Below are 14,169 nucleotides of genomic sequence, written 5' to 3'. Positions count from 1 at the left end.
CGGGTGCGCGGGTCAGCCGCGCTGGATGCCCGAGGTGTCCTGGAGGACGCCGCGGCGGCCGTCCTGGGTCTGGGCGACGAGCGCCTGTCCCCGCTGGTCCACCGCCAGGTACCAGGTGCCGGGCGCCAGCTCGGCGATCGGGGTGGGGGAGCCGTCCTCCGCGAACAGCGGCCGGTTGACCGGGACCGCGAACCAGAACGGCGAGAAGTCGGCCGCCGGGGCCGGGGCGGGCGCGGACGCCGCCGGGGTCGGGCCGCTCGCCGCCGGGTCGGACTGCGAGGCGCCGTAGGGCTGCCCCGGCTGACCGGGCTGGCCGCCGTACGGGGCGCCCGGGCCCGGGTAGCCGTAGCCGGGGTGCGCGCCGGTGCCGTACGGGGAGGAGGGGACCTGCGGGCGCGGGGCGCCCATCAGCGGCGCCTTCAGCGCCGGGACGCGCGCGGCGAACAGGGCCGTGGCGGCGATCAGCAGGTTGGCGATGAGGGCCAGGATGCGGCCGATGCCGACACCGAGCTTGGAGTCGTCGCCGTGCTCCAGCGGGCCGTCGAACATCGTCCACAGCACGGTCCACGTCGCGAAGACCGCGAGGGCCGTGCCCCACTGCTCCAGCGTGAGGCCGAGCGCCTTGCGGCCCTCGGGCTGGAAGCGGGAGGCGACGATGAGGGCCGCCGCGACCAGCCCCGCCAGCACGATCGACGGCAGTGCCGGGAAGACCTTGCCCGACCAGAGGTTGGGCAAGTCGATCTTCCCGCAGATCGGCCCGCTGCAGTCGAACGAGTAGTAATCGAGGAACGAGGCGATGAACAGCAACACCGCTGCTCCGATCACCACGCCGTCGCCTCTAGTGAGGGAGCGGATGTTCACCTGAAATCCTTTGTCAGTGCCGTCGTTTTCGTTCGCTGTCGCGTGACATGTCGCGAGACGTGGAGGGGCGTCGGGCGAACGCGGCCCCCCATGGTACGGGGGAACCTACCGGTCCGCCGTCCGGGGCGCCTCTTCGTTTCGCCCTCGTGACACGCCCGTGGCCTGCCGTTATTCGAAACTCACCTGCCCCGGACGAAGTCGGCGATGCCCTGCGCGATGCCCTGCGCCGCCCTGGCGCGCCATGCGGGATCGGTGAGACGGGCGGCGTCCTGCGCGTCGCGCATGTTGCCGCACTCGACGAACACCTTGGGAACCGTGGAGAGGTTGAGGCCGCCGAGGTCGCCGCGGACGTCCAGTCCGGTGCCGTGGCCGATGTAGTTGGACGGTGCGCTTCCGGTTTCCCGGACGAAGGTGCCGGCGACGCGTTCGCCGAGCTCCCTGGACGGGCCGACGATCGGCCCGGTGTCCGCCCGGCCGCCCTTGACCTTCGCGGGGAGGATCACGTGGAAGCCGCGCTGCCCCTCGGCCGCGCCGTCCGCGTGCACCGACAGCGCGGCGTCGGCGTGCGCCGCGTTGCCGATCGCCGCCCGCTCGTCCACGCAGGGGCCGTACGGCCGGTCGCCGTCGTGGGTGAGGACGACCCGGGCGCCCTGCGCCGCCAGGATGTCCCGGACGCGGTGCGCCATGTCGAGGCTGAACTCGGCCTCCGCGTAACCGGAGTTGGTGGAGGTGCCGGTGGTGTCGCACTCCTTGCGGCCCGTACCGATGTCCACGGAACGGTTGATCTCGGCGGAGTGGTCCTGGTTGCGGATGTTGTGGCCGGGGTCGAGGACGACGGTCCTGCCGCGGAGGGGGCCGTCGCCCGCCGGCGGCTCCTGGTGCCCGGCCCGGACGGAGGGTTCCGCCGGGGCGGACGGGGGCGGGGTGCTCGCGGTGGCGGGCCCGGCCGTCCCGGGGCCGGCCGTGCGCTCCCCGGCCGTTGGCGGGGCGGTCGTGCGCGGGCCGGTCGCCCTGCCCGCGGCGGCCGGACCGGCGACGTCCTTGTCGTCGCAGCCGGTGAGGGCGGCCAGCGCCGTCAGCGTGACGAGCGCCGCCGCCAGGACGCGGGGGCGGGAATGACTGCCGTAGGACACCCGCGCGATGCTAGCGCCGGACGCCCGTCCGCCGCAGTACGCGGAGGGAACGCGTGACGGAGACCTCCGTGAACTCCCCCGACTCCAGGGCCCGGCGGTAGATCCGGTACGGGGCCTGCCCGCCGTCCGCGGGGTCGGGGAACACGTCGTGGATCACCAGCAGCCCGCCCTCGGCCAGGTGCGGCGTCCAGCCCTCGTAGTCGGCGGTCGCGTGCTCGTCGGTGTGCCCGCCGTCGACGAACACGAGCGCGAGGGGCGCGTGCCACAGGGCCGCGATCCGCGGGGAGCGCCCCACGACGGCTATGACGTGCTCCTCCAGCCCGGCGCGGTGCAGCGTCCGGCGGAACGCGGGCAGCGTGTCCATCCTGCCGACCTCCGGGTCGACGAGGGACGCGTCGTGGTACTCCCAGCCCGGCTGCTGCTCCTCGCTGCCGCGGTGGTGGTCGACCGTGACGACGCTCGTGCCGGCCGCGCGGGCCGCGTCGGCGAGGAGGATCGTGGAGCGGCCGCAGTAGGTGCCCACTTCGAGGAGGGGCAGGCCGCCGAGCTCCGCCGCGGCGTGCTCGGCGGCGGCGTGCAGGGCGAGCCCCTCGTCCAGCGGCATGAAGCCCTTGGCTTCTTCGAAGGCGGCGAGGGCGGTGGGGGTGGGAGCCATGCGGATCATGCTGCCACGGGGGTGTCGGGGCCGGGGGATCGGGCCCCGCCCCGCCCTATCCCCGGCGGGGGTGCCCCCGGTTTCCCGGGCTCAGAACCTGCCGGACCGCCGGGGGAAGTAGTCCTCGAGGACGCCTTCGCGGTGGACGTCGAGCGTGGCGCAGTGCAGTCCGCCGCCGAAGGGGGCCACGTCCCAGAACGGCACCGGCACGACCTCGAAGCCCAGCCGGTCGAGCTGTTCCATCTGCGCGGTCTCGCTCGCTTCCACGCAGACCGTCCGGGGGTCCAGGACCAGCAGGTTCATCGACAGCCAGCGGCTGCACGCGGAAAGCGGCGGCGGCTCCCGGCGCCCGGGGGCGGCGGCCGGCACGACCTGCCAGTCGTTGACCGCGAGGTACCGCAGCAGCTCCTCCTCGGCGGGCCGCTCGGCGCAGTGCAGGACGAGGCCGGGGCGCAGCGGCACCCAGGTGGCGTCGATGTGCAGGGGGTGCGTGGTGCCGAACGTCACCCCGTGCACCCGGTGCTCCGGCAGATGGTGCCGCAGCCAGCGGATCCCCGCCGCGTTGGTGGCCAGGGACCGCTGGACGAAAAGATCCTTGCCGCAGCGGGCGATGTCCGCGGCGTCGAAGAGCGGCTCGGCCTCGGTCAGCACCAGGTCCCCGGCCCTGACCCGGGCGATCTGCTCCCCGGCCGGCAGGGCCCCGAACTCCTCCCAGAAGCCCGGCCGGTACGACGCCCCGGTCAGCCGGGGCTTGGGGGCCGCCTCCCAGCGCATGTCCGGGTCGGCGCGGAAGTAGTCCTCGATCAGCGGCCGGTGGGCCAGGTACTCGAACCAGCGGCTGCGGAACGACATCGTCGCCTCCAGCAGCTCGTTGCCGATCACCACCAGGACGTCCCGGACCGGCATGGCGCCGAACATGCTCCGCTGCGTCCACTCGGGGGTGGCGACCGGCCGGCCGAAGTCCAGCGGCCGGGGCCGGTCGACCCGGATGCCGCGTGCCTCGAGGACGCGGGCGAAGGAGTCCAGCTGCTCGTTGGCGGCGGCCGTCATCTCCTCGGGCAACGGTCCGTACGTTCCGCGGGGAAAGCCGTGTTCGGGCCAGTCGCGGACGACCGCCGGCTCGGGGGCCTGCACCATGGTGCCGTCGGCCCGGCCGACGACGACGTGCCTCAGCGGATCCCACTCGTTCCAGGAACCGACCTTCACCGATCCTCCCCGGGTACACGGGTACGGCCCGCTCTGCGGAAGCGGGAGTGGCGCGGGGCACAGTCTGGCGTCTCCCCGGCCGCGGCACGAGAGGGCGGGCCGGAGACGTGTGACGTGATGCCGGACGCCGCCTACAGCCAGCCCCTCTGGCGGGCCGCCCGCACCGCCTCCATGCGGTTGCGCGTGCCCGTCTTGCCGATGGCGGCCGAGAGGTAGTTGCGGACCGTGGCGGGCGAGAGGTGGACGCGGGCCGCGATGTCGGCGACCGTCGCCCCGTCGACCGCCGCCGCCAGCACGTCCCGCTCGCGCTGGGTCAGCGGGTTGGGCCCGGCGCTCAACGCCGCGGCCGCCAGGGCCGGGTCGATGACGCGTTCGCCGGCCAGCACGCGGCGGATCGCGGCGGCCAGCTCCTCCACCGGGCCGTCCTTGACGAGGAAGCCGGAGGCGCCGGCCTCCATGGCACGGCGGAGGTAGCCGGGGCGGCCGAAGGTGGTGAGGATGAGGACGTGGCAGGAGGGGAGCGCGGTGCGGAGTTCCGCGGCCGCGTCCAGCCCGCTGCGGCCCGGCAGTTCGATGTCGAGGAGGGCGACGTCGGGCCGGGTCTCCAGGGCCGTGGAGACGATGGCGTCCCCGTCACCGACCTGCGCGACGACCTCGATGTCGTCCTCCAGCCCGAGCAGCAGCGCGAGCGCACCCCGCATCATGCCCTGGTCCTCGGCCAGCAGCGTCCTGATCACGCGGCCCGCACCTCCTCGTCGTCCACGGGCAGTTCGGCGACCAGCCGGAAGCCCCGCCGTCCGTCGGGACCGGAGGTCAGCGATCCGCCGGCGGCGGCGAGCCGTTCCGTCAGGCCCTTCAGCCCGTTCCCGTCCCCACCGGACGAGCCTACGCCGCGCCCGTTGTCGGTGATCTCCAGGTGGACGCGGTCGGGTTCGCCGCGCACCTCGATGTCGCAGCGCGAAGCCCCGCTGTGGCGCACGACGTTGGTGACGCCCTCGCGGATGACCCAGCCCAGCAGGGCGCCGGTCTGCGGCGGCAGCGGCGGCCCGGACTGGCGGATCCCGGCGGCGATCCCGGACGCGTCGAGCAGCGAACGGGCGTTGTCCAGCTCGGTGGTGAGGCTGCCCTCGCGGTAGCCGGTGACGGCCTCGCGGATCTCGGTGAGGGCCTGGCGGCCCACGGCCTCGATGTCGGCGGCCTGGCCGAGCGCGGCCTCCAGGTTCTTCGGGCCGAGGCGCCGGACGGCCTCCGCCTTGACGACGATCACGGACATCGTGTGCCCGAGGAGATCGTGCAGGTCGCGGGAGAACCGCAGCCGCTCCCGCTCGACGGCGGCGCGGGCGAGCTGTTCACGGGTGTCGCGCAGCTTCCTGACCGCCTCGCGCAGGTTGAGGGCGGACGCGGCGACCACCCCGCCGAGCGCGGTGCCCCAGGCGACGGCGAGGACGCTGCCGGTGCTGGCGTCCTCGGGCCGCAGGAACCAGAGGGACCCGGAGGTGATGCCGAGGGTGCCGAGGGTGGTGGCCATCGCCCGGCCGCGGTCGCGCAGCACGACGCCGATGGCGATGGACAGCAGCGGGAAGCACATCTGCCAGTGGTCGAGGTAGCCGATGTTGAGCGCGAAGGTGACCGCGACGAGACAGGCCAGCGCCGCCGGCGGCAGGAGCGTGCGGCGCCACCGCTCGTCGAGGGCCGTGAAGACGGCGGTGCCGTAGAGCGCGACGAAGGCGAGCTCGCCCAGCCCGGCGAGCCAGGGCAGGGGCATGTCGCCCAGGGCCATGTGGAAGGTGTCCCCGGTCAGCGCGAACAGCCAGGGGAGGAACGCCTTCTTCCCCAGCGGCTTCGCCCACTCGCTCTCGTCGGCCGTGCCCGTCATGCCACGAACTCTAGGGAACCCCGCCCTGACCTGGGCAGACGCAAAAGTCCACAGGTTCCTGTGACATTTGTCCCGCCCCGTTCTTCCCGTGCCGCGCGGGAGCCGTTATAAGGGGCCCATGCCCATTGACGCAGCCAAGGCCCTGGCCGCCGAGCCGCGGGCCGTCCCGCTCTCCTGGGACCACAAGGACGTCCTCCTCTACCACCTGGGCGTCGGCGCGGGCGTCCCGGCGACCGACCCGGCCGAACTCCGCTACGTCCTGGAGGACCGGCTGCACGTCCTGCCGAGCTTCGCGACCGTCGCCGGCGGCGGCATGATCGCGGCCGGCTGGACGGACACCCCCGGCATCGAGGTCGACCTGGCGGCCGTGCTGCACGGCGGGCAGTCCCTCACCCTGCACCGGCCGATCCCCGTGCGTGCCGAGGGCGTGACGCAGACCTCCCGGATCGCGGCCCTCCACGACAAGGGCAAGGCCGCCGTCGTCGTGCTGCGCACCGATGTCGCCGACGCCGACGGGCCGTTGTGGAGCGGGGAGTCGCGGATGTTCGTCCGCGGCGAGGGCGGCTTCGGCGGCGAACGGGGCGCGAGCGAGCGGCCGGCGCCGCCGGACCGGGAGCCGGACGTGACGGTCGAGCGGCCCGTCCGCGAGGACCAGGCGCTGCTGTACCGGCTGTCGGGGGACTGGAACCCGCTCCACGCCGACCCGGAGTTCGCCGCGCGGGCCGGTTTCGAGCGGCCGATCCTGCACGGGCTGTGCACCTACGGGATGGCGCTGAAGGCCGTCGTCGACACGCTGCTGGACGGGGACCCCACGCGCGTCCGCTCGTACACGACGCGCTTCTCGGGGGTCGTCCTGCCCGGGGAGACGCTGCGGGTGCGGATGTGGCGCGGCGGGCCGGGGGAGGGGCGGATCCGCGTCGCGGTGGGCGTCGCGGGGCGGAACGGCTCAGGCGTGCTCGACGACACCGTCGTCGAACACGCCTGAGGGCGGCGGCTGGAGCGGAACGCCGCTCAGGCCGCGTCGGTGACGCGGCGGTGCCTGCCGTGGGCGGTGGTGGCGGGGACCTCGTCGGACGACGCCTGGCCGCGGTGCCTGCCGGAGCCGGCGGCTGCGGCCTGGGCGGACGCCTCCAGGGGGCGCGCCTCGGTCGTGTCGGTTCGGGCTTCGGACATGTGGGGAGTCACTCCGTGGATGTGGATTGCGTGCTGTGCGCGCGGGGGCCGCGGCGTTGCCGGCGCCACGCGGCCGGAGTCCGTCCGGTGTCCGTCAACACGCGCTCCGCGCAGGACCGTTCGGCGGCACAGCTGCGCAAACCCCCGCACCGAAGTCTAACGGGACCTTGATCGCGGGGGCCACCCCGGTCCGGGGCGGGACCGGGGAGCGGCTCCTGTCCGGTGCCTACCGCGCGCGGGCGTGCGGCGCCTGTTGCAGGGGGACCGGGCGGGGGGTCACGGGCAGGGGTTCGGGCTCGTGCTCCTCCTCGGGGTCGGGCATGCGCACCCGGGCCAGGCCGCAGGAGACGTGCGGCGTCGCGTAGGGCAGCCGCAACTCCCCGCAGGCCGTCCACAGTCCGGCCCCGGCCACCCAGCCCGCCGGGCCGGGGAACTGCCGCAACTGCCGCTCGGCGGGCCGCCACACGCCCACCGAGGTGCCCGACTCGCGGTCCACCCGGAAGGCCACCGCGCAGCCCTCCGGCGACAGCGTCTGCCCGGGCTGGACCGCGAACGGCGTGACGGCCGCGCCCTGCTGGCGCAGGCACTCGGGGAAGCGCACCGGCCGCGAGGAGCCGAGCACGCCCCAGCCGAGCCGCTCCTGGCCCGGCGCGTCGGAGCGGACGAGGAGCAGGCCGCTGTCCGGGTCGGCGAGGACGAGGCGGTCGTTGCTGCGGTCGGTGATCTGGAGCAGGGGGCTGACCTCGCCGCCCCGCGCCAGGTCCACGACGACGGCCTTGGTGATGCCCTCCAGTTCGCGGTCGAGCGCGAGCAGCCGGCCCGAGCGGTCCAGCCAGGCGCCGCCGGAGCAGCGGCCGTCGACCCGGGCGAGCAGCTCGGGCCCGGCGGCGGTGCCGTGGACGCGCCAGAGCGTCGTCGTGCGGTCGCCGTGCACCAGCGCGTAGGCGGAGGCGCCGTCGGGGGCGGGCGGCAGCAGCGACAGGTAGGGGCACTCGATGGCGCCCAGCGGCAGCTCGCCCGTGCCGGGGCCGGTCGGGTAGAGCAGCGACAGCGCGTACCGCTCGGCCACCCGGCGCCGGATGAGCACCCTCCCGTCGGCGAGCGGCAGCACCTCGCTGTCGGGCTCCTCGGGCTGGCCGCCCGGCAGCGGGACGGCGTAGGGCTCGGGGCCGCCGAGGGTCCAGCGCTCGGGGAACCAGCCGCCGGTGGCGCGGCTGAGCGCCAGCCAGGCCGCGTACGAACCGTCGGCCGTGATCGTGAAGGACGGCCGGCGTGAGTCCATCGGCGCACGTCGGGGAGTGGTCTCTGGGGTGCTCTGGGGGGCACAGACCGTCATGAGAAACGTCACCTCCGGCACAGAACGTAGTTTTGGGACGCCAAACCGCACCCTGCGAGTGAGGGCGCTTCACGCGTACGGGTGGAGGATGGGCGGTTCGCCGGTGGAGGGGGTGGGAGATGTGCTGGGTGCATTCCGCACCCTTCGGGGCAAGGCGGGCCGCGGTGGTTTAAGGTAAGGCGAACCTAAGTAGCCGGTGCGGCCCCCGCCGTGCCGTCCCGTCACCGCCGAGGGAGAGACCCCATGTCACTTGGCCGAACGCCCCGCCGGCGCGGCACGGCCCTCGCGGCCCTCGCGCTCTCCGCCGCCCTGGCCCTCACGGCCTGCGACTCCGAGACCTCCGGCCAGGGCAAGGACGGCGGCGCGGGCTCCAAGTCCGTGGCCCAGGGCGGCAAGGACTTCGGCAGGGCCGGCGAGGAGACGAAGAAGATGGGCACGGACGCGGCCCCGGGCCGGTTCCCGCGCACCGTCACCCACGCCATGGGCAGGACGGAGATCAAGGCCAAGCCCCGGCGCGTCGTCGTCCTCGACGTCGGCGAGCTCGACAACGTCGTCTCCCTCGGCATCAAGCCCGTCGGCTACGCCCCCACCGAGGGCGACGCCGCCCTGCCCGACTACCTCAGGAAGGAGGCCGGGAACCCGCAGAGCGTCGGCACCGTCAACGGGCTCAACCTGGAGGCCATCAACAACCTCCACCCCGACCTGATCCTCGGCAGCAAGCTCCGCGCGGAGAAGCACTACAAGAACCTGTCGAAGATCGCGCCCACCGTCTTCTCCGTCCGCCCCGGCTTCACCTGGAAGGAGAACTACCGCCTCAACGCCGCCGCCCTCGACGAGACCGCCAAGGCCGAGAAGAACCTCGCGGACTACGAGGCCAGGGCGAAGAGGCTGGGGAAGGACCTCGGCGACAAGAAGCCGACCGTCACGATGCTGCGCTACATGCCGCAGTTCACCCGCCTCTACGCGGAGAAGTCCTTCATAGGCACCGTCCTCAAGGACGTCGGCCTGCCCCGCCCGAAGAACCAGCAGGCGGACGAACTCGCCGTGCAGATCGGCCCGGAGAAGATCGACCAGGCCGACGCCGACTGGATCTTCACCGGCGTCTACGGCGACCCGGACAAGACCAAGCGCTCCGCCGCGGAGAACAACCCGCTGTGGAGGAACCTCAAGGCCGTCAAGGAGGGCCGGGCCAGGAACGTCAAGGACGAGACCTGGTACCTGGGCCTGGGCGTCACGGCCGCGAACAGCGTCCTGGACGACCTCCGCGGCTTCCTCGTGAAGTGACGGCAGCCGTACGGGCACGGGAAGGCAGGTAGCCTTTCCCCGTGCCCGTACTGTCTGAAGTCATCGCCGCCCTCGACGCCCTGTGGCCCCCGGAGCGGGCCGAGCAGTGGGACGCCGTCGGCACCGTCTGCGGCGACCCCGACGCCTCCGTGACCCGGGTCCTCTTCGCCGTCGACCCCGTCCAGGAGGTCGTCGACGAGGCCGTGGAGCTCGGCGCCGACCTGATCGTCGCCCACCACCCGCTCTACCTGCGCGGCACCACCACGGTCTCGGCCGGCACCTTCAAGGGCCGCGCCGTGCACACCCTGATCAAGAACGACATCGCGCTGCACGTCGCGCACACCAACGCCGACCGCGCCGACCCCGGCGTCTCCGACGCCCTCGCCGGCGCCCTCGGCCTGCGCGTCATCGGCCCCCTCGTGCCCGACCCCACCGACCCCACGGGCCGCCGCGGGCTCGGCCGCATCTGCGAGCCCGTCACGCCCGTCACCCTCGGCGCGTTCGGCGAGCTGTGCGCGAAGCGGCTGCCCGCCACCGCCCAGGGCGTCCGCGTCGCCGGCGACCCCGGGCGCACCCTGCGCACCGTCGCCGTCTGCGGCGGCTCCGGCGACTCCCTCTTCGACGAGGTACGGGCCGCCGGCGTCGACGCCTACGTCACCGCCGACCTGCGCCACCACCCCGCCTCCGAGGCCCGGCTGCAGAGCCCCCTCGCCCTCGTCGACGCCGCCCACTGGGCCACCGAGTGGCCCTGGTGCGAGCAGGCCGCCGCCCAGCTCGACGAGATCTCCGACCGGCACGGCTGGGGCCTGCGCACGCACGTCTCGCGCCTGGTCACCGACCCCTGGACCGCCCACGCGGCCGCCCCCGTCACCGAACACCACTCCTAGGAGCCCCCAACTGAACGCCGCGCCCGCCGACCAGATCCGCCTCCTCGATCTGCAGGCCCTCGACACCCGCCTCGCCCAGCTCGCCCACAAGCGCAGGAGCCTGCCCGAGCACGCCGAGATCCAGTCCCTCGAGGGCGACCTCGCCCAGCACCGCGACCTCCTCGTCGCCGCGCAGACCGAGGAGAGCGACACCGCCCGCGAGCAGACCAAGGCCGAGCAGGACGTCGACCAGGTGCGCCAGCGCGCCGCCCGCGACCAGCAGCGCCTGGACTCCGGCGCCGGCATGAGCCCGAAGGACCTGGAGAACCTCCAGCACGAGGTCGCCTCCCTCGCCAAGCGCCAGGGCGACCTGGAGGACGTCGTCCTGGAGATCATGGAGCGCCGCGAGGCCGCCGCCGAGCGCGTCACCGAGCTGACCGGCCGCGTCGAGGCCGTCCAGGGCAAGGTCGACGCCGCCGTCGCCCGCCGCGACGCCGCCCTCGCCGGGATCGACGCCGAGAGCGCCACCGTGGCCAAGGAGCGCGAGGTCGTCGCCCGCTCCATCCCGGCCGACCTGCTGAAGCTCTACGACAAGCTGCGCGAGAAGGAGGGCGGCGTCGGCGCGGCCCGCCTCTACCAGCGCCGCTGCGAGGGCTGCCGCCTGGAGCTCAACATCACCGAGCTCAACGAGGTGCGCGCGGCCGCCGCCGACACCGTCGTCCGCTGCGAGAACTGCCGCCGCATCCTGGTCCGTACGCCCGAGTCGGGGCTGTAGTCCCGATGCCCAACCGCTTCGTCGTCGAGGCCGACGGCGGCTCCCGGGGCAACCCGGGCCCCGCCGGCTACGGCGCCGTCGTCCTCGACGCGGCCACCGGCGAGACCCTCGCCGAGGCCGCCGAGTACATCGGCACCGCGACCAACAACGTCGCCGAGTACCGCGGGCTCATCGCCGGGCTGGAGGCGGCCCGGGCCATCGACCCCGACGCCGAGATCCAGGTCCGCATGGACTCCAAGCTCGTCGTCGAGCAGATGACCGGCCGCTGGAAGATCAAGCACCCGGACATGAAGCCGCTGGCCGCGCGGGCGCAGACGGTCTTCCCCGCCGGACGGGTCGCCTACCGGTGGATCCCCCGCGAGAAGAACAAGCACGCGGACCGGCTCGCCAACGAGGCGATGGACCTGGGCAAGCAGGGCCGGAAGTGGGAGCCCTCGCGCTCGGCGGCGGCCCTCGCCGACGCCGCCCCGGCGGCCGTCGCCGAGCCGCTCGCCGAGCCCCTCGCCGAACCGAAGGCCGCGCCCGTCGGCTGGGCCGCGCCCGCCGACCTGGGCACGCCCACCACCTTCGTCCTCCTCCGCCACGGCGAGACCGCGCTCACCCCGCAGAAGCGCTTCTCCGGCAGCGGCGGGGACGACCCCGGGCTCTCGCCCGCCGGCCGCCGCCAGGCCGAGGCCGTCGCCGCCGCCCTCGCCGCGCGCGGCACGATCCAGGCCGTCGTCAGCTCCCCGCTGCGCCGCTGCCGCGAGACGGCCGAGGCCGTCGCCGCCCGCCTCGGCCTCGACGTGCGCGTCGACGAGGGGCTGCGCGAGACCGACTTCGGCGCCTGGGACGGGCTGACCTTCGCCGAGGTCCGCGAGCGCTTCCCCGAGGACCTCGACGCCTGGCTCGGCTCCACCAAGGCCGCCCCCACCGGCGGCGAGAGCTTCGCGGCCGTCGCCCGCCGCGTCGCCCTCTCCCGCGACAAGCTCCTCGCGCGTTACGCGGGACGCACGGTGCTGCTGGTGACCCATGTGACGCCGATCAAGACCCTGGTCCGGCTGGCCCTCGGCGCCCCGCCCGAGGCGCTGTTCCGCATGGAGCTGTCCGCCGCCTCGCTGTCGGCGGTGGCGTACTACGCGGACGGCAACGCGTCGCTGAGACTGCTCAACGACACCGCGCACCTGCGCTGACGCGCCCCGGGACGGCGGCCGGACGTCAGCCCGGCCGCCGTCCCATCACCGCCGTCCCGATCACGGTCCGCCCCAGCAGCCCGCTCGCCGCCCGCAGCCGCTTGCGCTCGCGCTCCTCGATGTCCTGTGCGCTCTCGCCGGTGGCGGCCGTGCGGGGGCAGCGGGGGCAGCGCCAGCGGTCCGGGGCGCCGGGCGGCGGCGGCTCCATGGCGACCGCGCAGTGCGGGCACTCCACCGTCACGCCCTCCACGTGCCCGCACGATCCGCACACCCACACCGGTCCGTCGGTGTCCTGGCGTCTCCACGCCGTGCCGCGGCAGCGGGGGCAGCCCGTGGTGACGATCCCGGCCCGGTCCATGATCGGCGGTTCCGGGGTGGTGTCGGCGTACGCGATGAGCCGGGCCCGCACCTGTTCGTCCGTCGTGTTGGCCATCCGGAGCAGATGTGCGACACGTGAACGTGCCTCGTCAGCGAATTCGTTCATGGCGGGGGCAGGTTATCGCCGCCGGGCCCCGGTGATCACCTGGGCGTCAGCGCCGTGTTGACGCTCAGACGTCACCGCCGTGTTGACGCAGCCGGGCCGCGGCACGGGCCAGCCGCTCGACCCGCGCCCAGTCCCGTCCGCGCACCGCGTCCGGCGGCAGCATCCACGTGCCGCCCACGCAGCCGACGTTGGGCAGCGCGAGGTACGTCCGCGCGGACTCCTCGTCCATCCCCCCGGTGGGGCAGAAGCGCGCCGTGGGCAGCGGGGCCGCCAGCGCCCCGAGGTACGCGGCCCCGCCGGCCGCCTCCGCCGGGAAGAACTTCATCTCCCGCACGCCCAGTTCGAGCAGCGCCATCACCTCGGACGCGGTCGAGACGCCGGGCAGGAACGGCACCCCGGACGCGCGCATCGCGTCCAGCAGCCGCATCGTCCACCCCGGACTGACCAGGAACCCCGCCCCCGCCCCGATCGCCGCCTCCACCTGCGCGGGCCGCAGCACCGTCCCCGCCCCGACCACCGCCTCCGGCACCTCGGCCGCCACCTCGGCGATCGCCTCCAGCGCCCCGTGCGTCCGCAACGTGATCTCCACCGCCCGCAGCCCTCCCGCGACCAGCGCCCGCGTCAACGGCACGGCGTCGGCGGCGTCGTGCAGCACGACGACGGGGATCACGGGGGCCAGGTCGAGGATGTCGGTCACGGGGGCATGGTGCCGGGGGCGGGCGACCGTTGCAACGCGCGTTGCGCAACCTGCAACGCCGCCCCGTCCACCCCGTACGCCACAAGGCGCACCGGTCAAAAGACGCACCACCAGCACCAACAGCCCCTGTCCCAAGGACAATTGGACAAAGAGCCGCTACGCTTGTCCTCGCAGGACCCCTCCCCACTCGGCCGGGTCCCACCCGGGGGCCCGCGGCCCTCACGGGCCGAACGCACCACCAGGGAGGGCTCATTGGACGAGCGGGCGTCGCCGCGGGGCGGCATACGCGGATCCAGCGTTCACGGCGTGGGAAAGCACCTGCGTGCGGCTTGCGAGGGCGCAGACAGGTGGCTGGCCTCCCCCCGGGGGAGACTGGTGATCCGAGTGGTGCGCGAATCCCTGAAGTGGTACCTCCGCTTCAAGGGGATCGACACCGGGCTCGGTGACGATCCCCCGAGCGGTAACCCGAGCACGGCGGCCCGCCCATCAGTTGACCCCTGGGGGCGGGTTCGTGCTGTCAACACCCACGATAGGGCCGTCCCACCGCCCTGTCCGCCGAAGTCCTTCCGTCCCGAGACGGTGTTGGACGGAACGGGATCCGGGTAGGACGGGGGGAGGAGCCTGGGACATAGACCTTTGTCCCAGGAGACC

At 74.3% G+C, this 14,169-nt stretch carries 15 protein-coding genes; 5 read left to right on the top strand and 10 right to left on the bottom strand.

All coding sequences use genetic code 11. The features are described from left to right. Positions 1-12 precede the first annotated feature (12 nt). From AC230_RS09690 to AC230_RS09665, 6 genes are all read right to left on the bottom strand, one after another. Positions 13-861, bottom strand: a complete 849-nt coding sequence (locus AC230_RS09690; RefSeq protein ID WP_078871092.1) for a DUF5336 domain-containing protein — start codon at positions 859-861, stop codon at positions 13-15. 179 nt (positions 862-1,040) lie between these two features. Further along, positions 1,041-1,994: an N-acetylmuramoyl-L-alanine amidase gene (locus tag AC230_RS09685; RefSeq protein WP_241833155.1), complete on the bottom strand. Its 954-nt coding sequence runs from the start codon at positions 1,992-1,994 to the stop codon at positions 1,041-1,043. Between the two features lie 10 nt (positions 1,995-2,004). Further along, positions 2,005-2,658: a class I SAM-dependent methyltransferase gene (locus tag AC230_RS09680; RefSeq protein ID WP_198535482.1), complete on the bottom strand. Its 654-nt coding sequence runs from the start codon at positions 2,656-2,658 to the stop codon at positions 2,005-2,007. 81 nt (positions 2,659-2,739) lie between these two features. Then, positions 2,740-3,855: a serine/threonine protein kinase gene (locus tag AC230_RS09675; RefSeq protein WP_049715662.1), complete on the bottom strand. Its 1,116-nt coding sequence runs from the start codon at positions 3,853-3,855 to the stop codon at positions 2,740-2,742. A gap of 131 nt (positions 3,856-3,986) precedes the next feature. Then, positions 3,987-4,592 carry a response regulator transcription factor gene (locus AC230_RS09670; protein WP_049715661.1) on the bottom strand — a complete coding sequence of 202 codons (606 nt, stop codon included), beginning with the start codon at positions 4,590-4,592 and terminating at the stop codon, positions 3,987-3,989. Continuing rightward, a complete protein-coding gene (locus AC230_RS09665) occupies positions 4,589-5,731 on the bottom strand; it encodes a sensor histidine kinase (protein ID WP_049715660.1) in 1,143 nt (380 codons plus the stop codon). The genes AC230_RS09670 and AC230_RS09665 overlap by 4 nt, the downstream gene beginning before the upstream one ends. A 118-nt stretch (positions 5,732-5,849) precedes the next feature. On the opposite strand from AC230_RS09665, the gene AC230_RS09660 reads away from it, so the two are divergent. Then, positions 5,850-6,716 (top strand): MaoC/PaaZ C-terminal domain-containing protein, encoded by an 867-nt coding sequence (locus AC230_RS09660; protein WP_049715659.1) that lies wholly within the window; start codon positions 5,850-5,852, stop codon positions 6,714-6,716. Between the two features lie 26 nt (positions 6,717-6,742). Here the strand turns inward: AC230_RS09660 and AC230_RS32955 are convergent, their stop codons facing one another. Both AC230_RS32955 and AC230_RS09655 read right to left on the bottom strand, forming a co-directional pair. After that, on the bottom strand, positions 6,743-6,904 hold the full coding sequence (locus tag AC230_RS32955; protein ID WP_198535481.1) for a hypothetical protein: 162 nt from the start codon (positions 6,902-6,904) through the stop codon (positions 6,743-6,745). A 226-nt stretch (positions 6,905-7,130) separates the two neighbouring features. Beyond that, on the bottom strand, positions 7,131-8,186 hold the full coding sequence (locus tag AC230_RS09655) for a hypothetical protein (RefSeq protein WP_049715658.1): 1,056 nt from the start codon (positions 8,184-8,186) through the stop codon (positions 7,131-7,133). 297 nt (positions 8,187-8,483) lie between these two features. Here AC230_RS09655 and AC230_RS09650 point away from each other — a divergent pair, with 297 nt between their 5' ends. From AC230_RS09650 to AC230_RS09635, 4 genes are read left to right on the top strand one after another with little or no spacing between them, the layout of a single operon-like run. Then, complete coding sequence (locus tag AC230_RS09650) at positions 8,484-9,524, top strand: ABC transporter substrate-binding protein (RefSeq protein WP_049715657.1); 1,041 nt, start codon at positions 8,484-8,486, stop codon at positions 9,522-9,524. Between the two features lie 41 nt (positions 9,525-9,565). Next, a complete protein-coding gene (locus AC230_RS09645; RefSeq protein ID WP_049715656.1) occupies positions 9,566-10,411 on the top strand; it encodes a Nif3-like dinuclear metal center hexameric protein in 846 nt (281 codons plus the stop codon). A 10-nt stretch (positions 10,412-10,421) separates the two neighbouring features. Further along, the gene (locus AC230_RS34495; protein WP_049715655.1) at positions 10,422-11,165 is read left to right on the top strand and encodes a zinc ribbon domain-containing protein; all 744 of its coding nucleotides are present in this window, start codon (positions 10,422-10,424) and stop codon (positions 11,163-11,165) included. Between the two features lie 5 nt (positions 11,166-11,170). Then, a complete protein-coding gene (locus tag AC230_RS09635) occupies positions 11,171-12,337 on the top strand; it encodes a bifunctional RNase H/acid phosphatase (RefSeq protein ID WP_049715654.1) in 1,167 nt (388 codons plus the stop codon). A gap of 25 nt (positions 12,338-12,362) precedes the next feature. Here AC230_RS09635 and AC230_RS33540 read toward each other — a convergent pair whose 3' ends face one another. Next, positions 12,363-12,821, bottom strand: a complete 459-nt coding sequence (locus tag AC230_RS33540; protein WP_241833152.1) for a hypothetical protein — start codon at positions 12,819-12,821, stop codon at positions 12,363-12,365. A 64-nt stretch (positions 12,822-12,885) separates the two neighbouring features. Next, positions 12,886-13,518, bottom strand: coding sequence for a bifunctional 4-hydroxy-2-oxoglutarate aldolase/2-dehydro-3-deoxy-phosphogluconate aldolase (gene eda / locus AC230_RS09625; RefSeq protein ID WP_049715653.1), 633 nt, complete (start codon positions 13,516-13,518; stop codon positions 12,886-12,888). Positions 13,519-14,169: the final 651 nt, after the last annotated feature.

The organism is Streptomyces caatingaensis, assembly GCF_001187435.1.
Classification (GTDB): domain Bacteria; phylum Actinomycetota; class Actinomycetes; order Streptomycetales; family Streptomycetaceae; genus Streptomyces; species Streptomyces caatingaensis.
This window is presented reverse-complemented; position numbering and strand designations above follow the sequence as displayed.

Bases quoted from the DNA above. Each gene is read 5' to 3' on its own strand.
- AC230_RS09680 (WP_198535482.1), bottom strand. From the start codon at position 2,658: ATGATCCGCATGGCTCCCACCCCCACCGCCCTCGCCGCCTTCGAAGAA.
- AC230_RS09665 (WP_049715660.1), bottom strand. From the start codon at position 5,731: ATGACGGGCACGGCCGACGAGAGCGAGTGGGCGAAGCCGCTGGGGAAG.
- AC230_RS09660 (WP_049715659.1), top strand. From the start codon at position 5,850: ATGCCCATTGACGCAGCCAAGGCCCTGGCCGCCGAGCCGCGGGCCGTC.
- AC230_RS32955 (WP_198535481.1), bottom strand. From the start codon at position 6,904: ATGTCCGAAGCCCGAACCGACACGACCGAGGCGCGCCCCCTGGAGGCG.
- AC230_RS09655 (WP_049715658.1), bottom strand. From the start codon at position 8,186: ATGGACTCACGCCGGCCGTCCTTCACGATCACGGCCGACGGTTCGTAC.
- AC230_RS09650 (WP_049715657.1), top strand. From the start codon at position 8,484: ATGTCACTTGGCCGAACGCCCCGCCGGCGCGGCACGGCCCTCGCGGCC.
- AC230_RS09635 (WP_049715654.1), top strand. From the start codon at position 11,171: ATGCCCAACCGCTTCGTCGTCGAGGCCGACGGCGGCTCCCGGGGCAAC.
- AC230_RS33540 (WP_241833152.1), bottom strand. From the start codon at position 12,821: ATGAACGAATTCGCTGACGAGGCACGTTCACGTGTCGCACATCTGCTC.